The organism is Prevotella rectalis (assembly GCF_900607215.1).
Classification (GTDB): Bacteria; Bacteroidota; Bacteroidia; order Bacteroidales; family Bacteroidaceae; genus Prevotella; species Prevotella brunnea.
In genome coordinates, this window is record NZ_LR027820.1 from 1072953 (window position 1) to 1086470 (window position 13518).

Annotated in this window: 10 protein-coding genes and 1 pseudogene; 9 read left to right on the forward strand and 2 right to left on the reverse strand. The window is 43.9% G+C overall.

Going from position 1 to position 13518, the window contains the following annotated elements; all coding sequences use genetic code 11:
* Positions 1 to 407: 407 nt before the first annotated feature.
* From E0E16_RS05620 to guaA, 7 genes are all read left to right on the forward strand, one after another.
* Entirely contained in the window at positions 408 to 1481 is a 1074-nt protein-coding gene (locus E0E16_RS05620; RefSeq protein WP_130829494.1) for a glycerate kinase family protein, read from the forward strand.
* 350 nt (positions 1482 to 1831) lie between these two features.
* Complete coding sequence (locus tag E0E16_RS05625) at positions 1832 to 2101, forward strand: co-chaperone GroES (RefSeq protein WP_130829495.1); 270 nt, start codon at positions 1832 to 1834, stop codon at positions 2099 to 2101.
* A gap of 84 nt (positions 2102 to 2185) precedes the next feature.
* Entirely contained in the window at positions 2186 to 3811 is a 1626-nt protein-coding gene (groL, locus tag E0E16_RS05630; RefSeq protein WP_130829496.1) for a chaperonin GroEL, read from the forward strand.
* A 183-nt stretch (positions 3812 to 3994) separates the two neighbouring features.
* Positions 3995 to 4216 (forward strand): hypothetical protein, encoded by a 222-nt coding sequence (locus E0E16_RS05635; protein WP_130829497.1) that lies wholly within the window; start codon positions 3995 to 3997, stop codon positions 4214 to 4216.
* A gap of 12 nt (positions 4217 to 4228) precedes the next feature.
* Positions 4229 to 5779: a RapZ C-terminal domain-containing protein gene (locus tag E0E16_RS05640; RefSeq protein ID WP_130829498.1), complete on the forward strand. Its 1551-nt coding sequence runs from the start codon at positions 4229 to 4231 to the stop codon at positions 5777 to 5779.
* A gap of 147 nt (positions 5780 to 5926) precedes the next feature.
* The gene (locus E0E16_RS05645) at positions 5927 to 6739 is read left to right on the forward strand and encodes a sugar phosphate nucleotidyltransferase (RefSeq protein WP_130829499.1); all 813 of its coding nucleotides are present in this window, start codon (positions 5927 to 5929) and stop codon (positions 6737 to 6739) included.
* Between the two features lie 77 nt (positions 6740 to 6816).
* Positions 6817 to 8358 (forward strand): glutamine-hydrolyzing GMP synthase, encoded by a 1542-nt coding sequence (guaA, locus tag E0E16_RS05650; RefSeq protein WP_130829500.1) that lies wholly within the window; start codon positions 6817 to 6819, stop codon positions 8356 to 8358.
* 867 nt (positions 8359 to 9225) lie between these two features.
* On the opposite strand, the gene E0E16_RS05655 is transcribed toward guaA, so the two are convergent.
* Entirely contained in the window at positions 9226 to 10413 is a 1188-nt protein-coding gene (locus tag E0E16_RS05655) for an IS256 family transposase (protein ID WP_130829501.1), read from the reverse strand.
* Positions 10414 to 10485: 72 nt separating this feature from the next.
* Here E0E16_RS05655 and E0E16_RS05660 point away from each other — a divergent pair.
* Positions 10486 to 11631 (forward strand): annotated as a pseudogene (locus tag E0E16_RS05660) (IS4 family transposase); the annotation flags it as partial.
* 228 nt (positions 11632 to 11859) lie between these two features.
* Here the strand turns inward: E0E16_RS05660 and mscL are convergent.
* A complete protein-coding gene (gene mscL / locus E0E16_RS05665) occupies positions 11860 to 12240 on the reverse strand; it encodes a large-conductance mechanosensitive channel protein MscL (protein ID WP_130829503.1) in 381 nt (126 codons plus the stop codon).
* Between the two features lie 236 nt (positions 12241 to 12476).
* On the opposite strand from mscL, the gene gap reads away from it, so the two are divergent.
* Complete coding sequence (gap, locus tag E0E16_RS05670; protein ID WP_130829504.1) at positions 12477 to 13496, forward strand: type I glyceraldehyde-3-phosphate dehydrogenase; 1020 nt, start codon at positions 12477 to 12479, stop codon at positions 13494 to 13496.
* Positions 13497 to 13518 lie beyond the last annotated feature (22 nt).

Genomic DNA, 13518 nt, shown 5'->3' on the forward strand with positions numbered 1-13518 from the left:
ATTCGGTTAATTCCAATGTAATCGTTTAAAAATGAGAGAGAAAGAATTAACTATATGCAACTAATAAAAATTGATTAAATATCTGATTATCAGTGAATTTATATTTTTCCATTCTGCAAAACCCACATGAGGCATGAAGCCGATGTGTTTATTGAGGTTCAAAACCAACCCGGCCTCGAACCAACGTTGCACTCTTTCAACGAATAGTCGGTGTTCTTTGAGTTGTAGTGAATAGTTCATCTGCCAATAATATTTTTTGTTAAAATGTTGAAATCAATTAAAACTTTTACCGACAGTATGGGCTTTTTTGCGTGGTTTCCCTACCCTTCCTCTCAAATCTCGTGGAAAACCACTATATTTGCATACAAATTATTTATTTAAGTCTCTTAATGTAACGAGTAGTAGAAATGAAAATAATACTCGCCTTCGACAGCTTCAAAGGTTGTTTGTCCTCTATGAAAGCGGCTTCTATTGCCGAAACAGCTATTCGCTCCCTTCCTTACCCCATTGACGTGGTTAAAATTCCCGTTACTGATGGTGGAGATGGGATGCTGTCGGTGTATAATGCCCTTTTCAACTGTAAATCTGTTGCTGCCGAGTGCCACGACGCGCTAATGCGACCTATCAAAACAACTTTCTTGGTAAGAGAAGATGGTGTCTGTGTAATTGAAACAGCAGCAGCTTGCGGTATTAATTTATTGAAAAAGGAAGAGCTTAACCCACTGCGAGCCACCACTTATGGAGTTGGTGAACTGATGATAGCCGCCATCAAGCAGGGCTGTAAAGAGTTCATCATTGGTTTGGGTGGCTCTGCCACAAGCGACTGCGGATTAGGAATGCTCTTGGCATTAAAGGAAGAATATGGGGAAGATTGGTTTCAGCATCGACAACTCTCCGCGCTGAAAATCCGGTTGGCATCAGACGTAAATATCCCTCTGTACGGTTCCATGGGGGCTGCCAATGTGTTTGGTCCGCAAAAAGGAGCGACTGACAAAGACATCGTGTTATTGGATCGGAGAGCGAAAACTTTCGCGACAATGTCGGCAAGAAAAACCGGAAGAGACCATGCACAACAACCCGGAGCGGGAGCTGCCGGCGGTTTGGGCTACGCATTTCTTCAGTTCTTTAATGCCACCATGATTTCGGGAGCGGACTTGTTGCTTTCCGAAGTACAATTTGAGAAAAAGATAAGTGGTGCAGACTTCATTATTACCGGTGAAGGAAGTGCAGACAAGCAAACCTTAATGGGAAAAATTCCTTTTAAACTATTGCAGTATGGGCAAAACGCCAACATTCCCGTTCATCTCTTGGCGGGAAGAATAGCCGACAAAGAGCAATTGCTTTCTGCCGGTTTCGCCTCCGCGCGGTTCATAACGCCTCCCAACACTCCCTTGGAAGAAGCCGTTCAGCCGGCATACGCCAAAAAAAACCTGACCGAAGAAGTAACTCGACTTGTGAATTATCTTTACAACGACAAATAAAAATAAGCATTTACAAACTGCTTATAATCAAGACCTTACAAATCCATTTCAAAAGCATAGCTTTTGATGTGCAAAAGCTATGCTTTTGTGAGCCATTTCCTTAGCTTTTGGAACGCAAAAGCTAAGGAAATGAAAAACGAACATTGAAAAAACAGGACAATAGAGCTTTCCCACAGCATAATTAATGAGCTGAAATCCGAAACATAAAACAACTGACAACAATGTCAGAATTGTCATGCCAGCCGTGTCAGTGTAAAAAGTTGGCACGGTTTTCGTAATAGTATTGGCGAAGACACTAAAAGCAGTTCTTCACCGCAATTGAAAGATTTAAACTAAAAACATATAGAATTATGACAATTAAACCATTAGCAGACAGAGTGCTTGTTCTACCCATCGAGGCAGAACAGAAAGTAGGTGGAATCATTATTCCGGACACAGCCAAAGAAAAGCCACAGCGTGGCAAAGTAATAGCAGTAGGCAACGGTACCAAAGATGAAGATATGATCTTAAAGCCCGGCGATGAAGTTTTCTATGGAAAATACGCCGGAACGGAAATTGAGAACGAGGGCGAGAAATATCTCATGATGCGCCAGAGCGACGTGCTCGCCGTGGTGGAGTAATTTCCGAAAATGAAAATACAATAACGTTCATAATTTCACAACTAACAATCGTTTGAACGATTGAAACAAAATACAAACAATAAAATGGCAAAAGATATTAAATTCGATAAAGAAGCACGCGAGTTGCTTAAGAGTGGTGTAGATCAGTTGGCTGACGCCGTAAAGGTAACGTTAGGACCTAAGGGTCGCAATGTGGTCATCGGTAAAAAGTTTGGTGCGCCTCAGATTACGAAAGACGGTGTTACCGTGGCAAAGGAAATAGAGTTAGAGGATAATTTTGAGAACGCAGGCGCACAACTCGTAAAGAGCGTGGCAAGCAAGACCGGAGACGATGCAGGTGATGGTACGACAACTGCCACCATCCTTACTCAGGCGATTGTTACCGAAGGCTTGAAAAACGTTGCCGCTGGCGCGAACCCAATGGATTTGAAGCGCGGTATTGACAAAGCAGTAAACAAGATTGTGGACTACATAAAGGACAATGCCGAGATCGTTGGCGACAACTATGATAAAATCGAGCAAGTTGCAACAGTAAGCGCAAATAATGACCCTGAAATCGGTAAGTTGCTTGCCGATGCCATGCGCAAAGTGTCAAAAGATGGCGTGATCACAATCGAAGAAAGCAAGACCCGCGACACCACGATTGATGTTGTGGAAGGCATGCAATTCGATCGAGGCTATCTGTCAAGCTACTTCGTTACCGATACCGACAAGATGGAAGCCTTAATGGAAAATCCGTACATCCTCATCTACGACAAGAAAATCTCCAACGTTAAAGACTTCTTGCCCATCCTTCAACCGGCAGCAGAAAGCGGTCGCCCGTTGCTGGTTATCGCAGAAGATGTTGACTCGGAAGCTTTGACAACATTAGTAGTAAACCGTCTCCGTGGCGGACTGAAGATTTGCGCCGTGAAAGCACCGGGCTTTGGCGACCGTCGCAAAGCCATGCTCGAAGACATCGCCGTACTGACAGGTGGCGTAGTGATTAGCGAAGATAAAGGTCTGACACTCGACAAGGCCACTCTTGAAATGCTTGGCTCTGCCAAGAAAGTTACTGTTTCCAAAGATTTCACCACTATCGTTGATGGTGCGGGATCGAAACAGAACATCGCCGACCGCGTAAATCTTATTAAGAGCGAAATTGCCAACACAAAAAGTACATATGACAAGGAAAAACTTCAAGAGCGACTTGCCAAACTTTCCGGTGGTGTTGCCGTACTCTACGTCGGAGCAAACTCTGAAGTGGAAATGAAAGAGAAGAAAGACCGTGTTGATGACGCACTCTGTGCTACACGCGCGGCAACGGAAGAAGGTGTTGTAGTTGGTGGTGGCACCACTTACATCCGCGCTCAAGAGGCTTTGAAAGATTTGAAGGGCGAAAACGCAGATGAGCAGACAGGTATCAACATTATTTGCCGTGCCATTGAAGAGCCCTTGCGCCAGATTGTTGCCAACGCAGGTGATGAAGGTGCTGTGGTAGTAAATAAAGTTCGCGAGGGTAAAGGCGATTTCGGTTACAACGCTCGGAACGACCGCTATGAAGACTTGCGCACAGCAGGTGTGATCGACCCTGCAAAAGTAGCACGTGTGGCACTCGAGAATGCAGCTTCCATCGCTGGAATGTTCCTCACAACTGAATGTCTCATCGTAGATCAACCAGAGGAGACACCGGCAATGCCCGCTAACCCAGCAATGGGTGGAATGATGTAACAACCAATTATCAAGCATAAAAAAGGGGAGTCTGTACGACTCCCCTTTTTGTGCTCCTCCACTCAATATAAGACGAAACAACTGCCCCGGTAAGGACTGTCCTCAAACAATTATTTAAGCTCAAGGAAAGAGGTTTCCGTGTTTTTATTTTCCTCATCTAATCGTTTTTTGTATCTTTGCCAAATGAAGGCTAAGTTAAATTGGAAAATGTTCCTATTGTTCTTCATCGTTATTGGAGGACTCTATTACATTACGCGAAACATCTTGATAACGGCAGGTATCATGATGCTTCTTCTTTTAGTTGATGGGTTGCTACGCCAATACGAATTAAAAAAGAAAGGGGAACGGCAATCAAAAGAGATATTAAAACATCTGAAAGAAAATAATGAGGAAGAGCAACCTTGATAATCGAAAGGAATGGAAAAACTTTTAGAACTATATAAGAATTGGGCAGGTGCAAATCCAAAGAACATCGAGAAGATTCCCGGAGCAGGTAGCAACAGAGAGTACTATCGGTTTTTTAATGATGTCGGAGATACTGTCATCGGAGTAATCGGCACGAGCAGAGATGAGAACCATGCTTTCATCTATCTTGCCAATCATTTCACAAAACGCCGACTGCCCGTTCCACGAATTATAGCAATTTCGGATGATGAGACACGATACCTACAATCCGACTTGGGTAATCGCTCGTTGTTCAATGCCATTGCGGGAGGTCGCGAGGCAGGCGGAAGATATAATCTCGCAGAACAAAACCTATTGCGCAAAACCATTCGACAGCTACCCAATATTCAGCTGAGAGGTGCTCGGGAACTCGACTTTAATCAGTGCTATCCACAGCCGGAATTCAACGAAGAAGGGGTGTTGTTCGATTTGAACTACTTTAAGTATTGCTTCCTGAAAGCAACCGAATTGGACTTTCACGAGCTGAAGCTCCAAGCCGACTTCCATATAATGGCAAAAGACTTGACATCGGAGCCAATGAATTCTTTTCTTTATCGGGACTTTCAGGCACGCAACATCATGCTGGACGCGCAGAACAATCCCTATTTCATTGATTTCCAAGGTGGGAGGAAAGGACCTTTTTATTACGACCTCGCGTCATTCCTATGGCAGGCAAGTGCACAATACTCATTCAAATTGCGAAGAGAGCTTGTCTTCGAGTATTATCAGAGCTTAAAAAACTATACCGAAGTGCCCTCCAAACGCCATTTCGTGAACCGCCTTTCACTATTCGTATTGTTTCGGTTGCTTCAGGTTTTGGGTGCATACGGTTTTCGGGGCTATTTCGAACGAAAAAAACATTTCTTAGATTCGATACCACCTGCCATCCAAAACATCAGAGACCTTTTAACTTTAGACGAAAGTCTATTCCCCTATCCATATCTGATGGAAATTCTCAAGCAGCTGACGCAACTTCCGAGATTTGCTCGAATAGAACAACCTGCCGCCAATCGTACTGATGGATATAAGACGGCGGAAAAAGATATCTATCAAGCCAACCCTCTTGATGGTCCGGCAACTTTCTCGAAATATGATGGAAAAGGTCCATTGATAGTGCGTATCTATAGCTTCTCGTTCAAGAAAGGCATTCCGGAAGATACGTCCGGAAATGGCGGAGGATATGTCTTTGATTGCAGGAGCACACACAATCCGGGACGTTACGAGCCTTACAAGAAGATAAATGGTCTTGATGATTCTGTCATTAGGTTTCTTGAAGACGACGGAGAAATTCTCGACTTCTTAAAACCCATTTACAAGTTGGCAGACCATCATGTGGAACGGTACATCCAACGCGGATTTACCGACTTAATGTTCTGTTTCGGATGCACGGGCGGACAACATCGTTCCGTATATTGCGCTCAACACTTGGGGGAACACTTAAATCAGAAATACGGCATTGAGGTGCATATCGTTCATAGGGAACAAGATATCAGTCAGGTTTTGGCTTCAACCAAGAAACAATGATAGCGAAAAACGCAGATTGTATTTCTTGAAAAAATATTCCATTCAATGAGTATGCCGAACGGATTGAGCAGAAAAAGGCTTTTAGCTTGTTTTCTTTCGGTATCTGAAATATAATTAGTAAATTTGCACGCGTTAAAACAGTAGCTGATGCAGTCGATGATTTTTGCAGCCGGTCTCGGCACTCGCCTTAAACCGCTTACGGACAGAATGCCGAAAGCGTTGGTAAAGGTAGGGGGTAAGCCACTTATTGAACATACGATAGAAACCTTAAAGGCAGCAGGCAGCGAAACCATTGTTGTAAACGTACACCATTTCTCCAACCAGATTATTGATTATCTGCAATCAAAAGATTTCAGTATTGACATTCGCATTTCCGATGAGACAATGCAACTTCTTGACACCGGTGGAGGAATTAAAAAGGCTGCTTCATTTTTTAATCCCTTTCTGCCCATTCTTATTCACAATGTAGATATTCTCAGCAACGCGGATTTACGATCGTTGTATCATCACGCAATCAGACTGAACAAGAAAAGTGGAGTTGACGCTTTGTTGTTGGTGAGCCAGAGAGACACCAAGCGATACCTGATTTTCAACGAAGCCATGAGATTGATGGGGTGGACTAATGTAGAAACGGGAGAGGTGAAGTCGCCTTTTGAGGATATTGTTCATTTGAAATTCGAGCCACCATACAAAGATAAGCAACCAAACACACAACACGGCTACAGGTTGCTCGCATTTTCAGGCATCCATACCGTGAGCCCCACTATATTTCAAGCTATGAGAAACTATCCGGAGAAGTTTCCGATTATGGATTTTTACCTGAAGAATGCTAAGAAAATGAACTTCATGGGGTACATCAAAGAAGACTTGAAGCTTATGGATGTGGGGAAACTTGATAAGCTTTGCGAAGCAGAGGACTTTATAAGAAATGGGTATAATCTTCCATCCTCAAACCCATAAGCAAGGAAGATTCCAAAAGCATACAACGAATAATAAATTAAGATTAATTCCCAAACACATATAAACAACATTAGAATATGCAAAAGATAATCATCCTGGATTTCGGATCTCAAACAACCCAACTCATCGGAAGACGTGTACGCGAGTTGGATACATTTTGTGAGATTCTTCCCTACAACAAATTTCCCAACAATGATCCATCCGTGATTGGTGTCATCCTGTCCGGGTCGCCCTATTCCGTTCATGACAAAGAGGCCTTTCAGGTGGACCTGAAACAGTTTGTGGGTAAAATTCCGGTACTGGGAATATGCTATGGCGCACAATATATCTCACACAAGAACGGAGGAAAGGTGGAACAAACGGGAACGCGAGAATATGGGCGTGCCAACCTTTCCACAATTGATCTCAACAATTCGCTATTCAAGGGATTTCATGAGAACTCGCAAGTATGGATGAGCCACGGAGATACCATAACCGCCATACCCGGGAATTGCAAAACGATAGCTTCCACATCCGACGTGAAATATGCCGCTTACGCCTCAGAAGAGAATAGGTTGTGGGCAGTGCAATTCCATCCGGAAGTATATCATTCTCTGGAAGGCAAAACCTTGCTGAAGAACTTTGTTGTTGATATTTGTGGCAGCAAGCAGGAATGGAGCGCAGCCTCATACGTTGAAACCACCGTTCGGCAATTGCGCGAACGAATAGGTAACGACAGGGTTATTCTCGGACTTTCGGGGGGTGTAGATTCTTCGGTTTGTGCCACGTTGTTGAACAAAGCCATCGGAAAGAATCTGACTTGTATCTTTGTAGATCACGGCATGCTCAGAAAAAACGAATTTTCCAAAGTCATGAAGGCATACGAAGGGTTAGGGTTGAACGTTATCGGTGTAGATGCATCCGAAAAATTCTTCCAAGACTTAAAAGGTGTTACCGACCCGGAAAAGAAACGGAAGATTATCGGTCGCGACTTCGTGGAAGTGTTCAACGCCGAGGCAAAGAAGATTACCGATGCCAAATGGTTGGCACAAGGCACCATCTATCCCGATCGCATTGAGAGTTTGAGCATTACAGGCATGGTAATAAAGAGCCACCACAATGTGGGAGGATTGCCCAAGGATATGCCCCTTCAGTTGTGCGAACCATTAAAATGGCTGTTCAAGGACGAAGTTCGACGCGTGGGCTATGAATTGGGTATGCCGGAGCGTCTCATCAAGCGACATCCGTTCCCGGGTCCCGGACTGGCAGTTCGCATCTTGGGAGACATCACTCGCGAAAAAGTACGTATCCTTCAAGAAGCCGATGACATATATATTGAGAATATGCACAACTATGTTTGTGAAGACGGCAAAGTGCTTTATGATAAAGTGTGGCAAGCGGGAACCGTTCTCCTTTCCACGATACGCAGCGTTGGAGTGATGGGCGATGAACGCACCTATGAACATCCCGTGGCACTTCGCGCCGTTACAAGCACTGATGCCATGACAGCAGATTGGGCACATCTCCCCTATGATTTCTTGGCAAAGGTTTCAAATGAAATTATCAATAAGGTAAAAGGTGTAAATCGAGTTTGTTACGACATATCTTCCAAGCCACCATCGACTATTGAGTGGGAATAGTATGGCTATGTTTTCATCCCTCTTCACACTTCAACAGAACGATAATCATGAGAATAGGAAAGAAGCGAACAAAGATTTTATCTTTTCTTAAGACAAACAGAATGGCGCGACAATTATGCCGCGCCATTTCGTTTGAATCCCTATCGCCCATTAGAAACATTCAATTATATATGTTTGTTATTCAGCAATTTAGTAACCAAAAGCCATACGCTATAAACTCATTTCAACACCTGCGCCTGTCCGGGCAAGACAAAAACAAACATATTCTTTATTTAGATGGGGTGTTGAAAACGAGAAAATCCTTACCTCCGATATGGGAAAAGTTCAATAATGTCCTAAATATTCTTCACTCATCTATCCAAAGCTTAGCTTTCACTTTCCAAAAGCTTAGCTTTTGCAATGCAAAAGGTCATGAATTGGAATGCAAAAGCTAAGCTTTTAAATCGCAATTAATATCACTCTGATTATCAATAGATTACAAAACGTTCCTCAGATATGGTTTTTGTAATATAATTTCATGGTGCCGGTCGGGTCGAATCTTCGCTATCAAGCATCTGTTTGCCATCACCTGAATACGAATTGGGGACATGAGTGGATATGTGCTATTCAGCATTGGAACAAAACACGTCAAGTATTATTATTTAATTATTACTGTCCGCTAAACATCCCACATTTTTTATGAATTAGGGCTGACACTTCTCACGAGGTATCAGCCCTTTTTGTTATCTTTGCTTTTGTTTCCAAACTCAGATAACATGGGCAAAAGTACACATTTCTTCGGACAGCCGGTATATGGTCAGCTGATAAAATCTCTCGACCATGATAAAATAGTTGAAATAAGCGGTAGTGTCCTTAAAAGTGTGTAATTCATCTTTCCTTTCTCTGTACTTCCACTGTTATTTTATTCTTTTCTTTCCAGTTCTTGAATTGATATATTCTCCTTTCATATGTCGTCTTTGTTTCCTCCATCGCCACGGCCGCCAGGAGGAAGATGACGGACTTCTCTGATGGCATGGATGTTCTCATTTGGATGGTTCTCCTGTACTTCCTGTTGAGCCTTTCAATCCAGTTGGTCGTATATATGCACCTCTGCACTTGGGCCGGGAAGTCCATATACGTGAAGTAGGCACAGTTGCGTTCGGTCTTGTACTTTCTTAGTGCAGGATATTTCCTTTCCCATTTCTCGACAAAGGTAATGAATTGTTCGTATCCCTGCAAGGAATTCATCTCGTTGTTCTCCAATTGGAACACCTCACTGAGCTGCTGCGCCATTACTGGTTTGTCTTTATGTGATGCGCCGCTGAGTATCTGTCGCTTGACGTGTGCCACGCAGAACTGGTGTGCGGCACCTGGAAAGGCTGCACAGACGGCATTCTCTATTCCTTGCAATGCATCGGAAACGACTAAGTCTATCTGTTCGACGCCTCTTTGCTTCAAGGCCTCAAGCTCGTCTTTCCAGCACAGAGCCCCTTCTGTGGGATGATTGACAACCGTGAGCACCTCCCTGCTGCCGTCTTCCAATACCCCCAGAATGGTATAGTAGGCCTCCTTGGACACCTGTCTGTCCCTACGGGTGGAAATAAAGGTGGCGTCGATATAGACGGCTAAATAGTGGGAGGAAAGGCTACGGCAAAGCCACCGTTCGACGTCCTCACGGCAGCTACCGGCAAGATGCGATACCTGCTGCTTGCTGTAGGAACGACCATAGACGCAATTGGAAATCTCGCCTATCTGCTCCGTGGTAAGACCTTTGGTGTAGAGGAGGTTGAACAATTTGGCACGTTCCTCGCTTTCGCTGCGTATCAACCCTAAGAGAATGGGATAGAAGTTCCCGCTGCGACTGCGCGGAATACGGAGCGAGAACTCAAAGCCGTGACTGTACCAACGGCGAGAACGGAAGCCATTGCATTGCTCATGGGCATTTTCGCTGACGAACAACTCTCGTTCATGATACATCAGGGAGTTCATGATTAATGACTGAAGGGTAACAAAACCCTCGCTGCTGCTTGTGTAATTCGAAAGAATTTCCGAAATTTGCGAATGTGTAAGTTTCATTTTTTTCTTTTTTAAAGTTATCAAATACAAAGATAAGAAAAAAGAAGCTTACACACTTTTATAGGACAGTACCAAATAAGCCGTCGGAACGGCGGTGAGCGGTATGTGAAGACCTTTGATGGCTTCACCCATCTTCTTACGATGCTGTATGCAGTCATCATGCGCTTCGACTCCCTGCGCGAGATAGAGGCGGCAATGACGGCTGAGGTGCGCAAGCTTCACCACATAGGCATTGACAGGGTTCCTAAGCGCAGTACCCTGTCAGATGCGAACGCCAGACGCTCGGAGAAGTTCTTTGAGGACGTGTATCACGACCTTTACGAGTCCAATAAGGACAAACTTTCTTCGGACAGCCGACGCAATGGTACGGAGGAATGGATAAAACGTCTGAGAATCATCGATTCCACCACGATAACCCTGTTCTCTAACGTCATCTTCAAGGGTGTGGGACGTCATCCTAAGACGGGAAAGAAGAAGGGTGGCATAAAAGTGCATTCCGTCATTCATGCAAACGAGGGAGTTCACTGTGACGTGAAGTTCACCTCTGCCGCTACCAACGATTCCTTCATGCTCGCCCCCAGCCATTTCAAGCATGATGAAATCGTTGCCCTGGATCGTGCATATATCAACTATGAAAAGTTTGAGGAACTGACCGAGAGGAACGTTGTCTATGTCACCAAGATGAAGAAAAATCTCAAATACGAGGTGTTGGTAGACTGCATGGATATGAACGAGGATGGGCTGATGGAATATCGTGAGCAGGTGGTGGTGTTCAGGAAGGGCGGTATCAACCATATAGCGCGTATCATCACCTATGTGGATATCAAGAAAGGAAAGATGCCAAAGTTGGTGTCCTTGCTTACCAACGACTTTGACATGTCCATGGAGACTATCGTAGCCATCTACCGCAGGAGGTGGCAGATAGAGACTCTTTTCAAGCAGATAAAACAGAACTTCCCGCTTAGATACTTCTATGGGGAGAGTGCCAACGCCATCAAGATACAGATTTGGGTTACACTCATTGCCAATCTATTACTGTCACTGCTGCAAAGCTCATTGCAGAGGCGGTGGAGTTTCTCAGGGCTGGCTACTATGGTGCGCATTGTACTTATGGAATACCTCAACATGAATAATTTCTTCAACATGCCGGATGCCGACATGAAACTCATGCTTGAAGCAGCGGCTGAATCGCCACCCGAGGTAACAGAAAATGAATAAGGGGGCTTGTCACTAACATGCTGTCATCCGAACTATTGTGTCTCAATGAGTTGGAATGAGGATTTCTATGTTTAGCGGACAGTAATATTATTTAATGCAACCTTGCATGAGAAAGAGGGCACAAAACCATTTAGAATCCCATTGGGAAAAGATAAAGGATTTCTCACTGCCATACAACACTGAGAAATCCCAATACCCGATTTGGGCTGAATAGAAAGAAAATATCTGTTATCTGTTTTTCAACAAATCGCGTATTTCGGTAAGTAGCTTTTCTTCGATTCCGGGCTCTGCCGGAGCTGCCGGTTCCTCTTTTTGTTTCTTCGCGATACTGTTCATTGCCCTAATCATGGAGAAGATACAGAGCGCGATGATAAAGAAGTCAATAACATTCTGCAAGAACATTCCATATTTCACTTCCGCATCACCTATCATGCAACTCAACCTTGAGAAGTCCACTCCTCCGGTGGCTATCCCAATGAGAGGCATGAGAATATCATCCACAAGGGAAGAAACTATCTTACCAAAAGCACCACCTATGATTACACCGACTGCCATGTCCATTACATTGCCACGGATGGCAAACTCTTTAAATTCTTTAAGAAAACTCATAACCACTAAATTTAAAATTATATGTTCATAAATTGCCAAAAATCTTGTCCTCTGCTCGCAACCGTGAGCTGAACGGAGGATATATTAAACTCTATTCTATTTAATAATGTTTAATACTATTTGCAATTGCAAATATAAGAATAATTTTGTATCTTTGCAGATGAAAGTATGAAAAAGTTTCATTCTTTCTTAAAGATTTTGGTTATCACATTATTCACTTTATAATAAAAAGTCAAATGATTAAAATTGGTATTAACGGATTTGGCCGCATCGGTCGTTTCGTGTTCCGCGCAAGCCTTGAAGAAGCAAACGCAAAAGACGTTGTTGTAGTAGGTATTAACGACCTCTGCCCAGTAGATTACCTCGCTTATATGTTGAAGTATGATACCATGCACGGTCAGTTCAATGGTACAATTGAAGCCAATGTAGAAAAATCTCAACTGATTGTCAATGGTAACGTTATCCGCGTAACCTCAGAACGCAATCCTGCCGATTTGAAATGGGATGAGATAGGCGCAGAATACGTTGTTGAATCAACCGGTCTGTTCCTAACTAAGGAAAAGTCACAAGCTCACATCGACGCCGGCGCCAAATACGTTGTCATGTCAGCTCCCTCAAAAGATGACACTCCAATGTTCGTATGCGGAGTAAATCATGACAAATATGAAAAGGGTACGAAATTCGTTTCTAACGCCTCTTGTACCACCAACTGTCTTGCTCCCATCGCTAAAGTGCTGAACGACAAATTCGGTATTGCCGATGGTTTGATGACCACCGTACACTCAACCACCGCAACACAAAAGACCGTTGACGGTCCATCCATGAAGGATTGGCGTGGCGGTCGCGCTGCTTCCGGGAATATCATTCCATCGTCCACAGGTGCAGCCAAAGCAGTGGGCAAAGTGATTCCCGAACTGAATGGAAAGCTCACAGGTATGTCCATGCGTGTTCCCACATTGGACGTATCAGTTGTTGACTTGACAGTGAACTTGAAGAAACCGGCTAAATACGAGGAAATCTGCGCAGCAATGAAAGCAGCTTCCGAAGGTGAACTGAAAGGTATCCTCGGATATACGGAAGAAGCAGTCGTTTCATCTGACTTCTTAGGCGATGCACGCACTTCTATCTTCGATGCGAAGGCCGGTATTGCACTCACCGACACATTCGTAAAGGTGGTATCTTGGTACGATAACGAAATCGGTTACTCTCACAAAGTGATTGACCTCATCAAGCACATGGCGAAAGTAAACGGCTGATTAAGTTAAGAATAAAACCTTA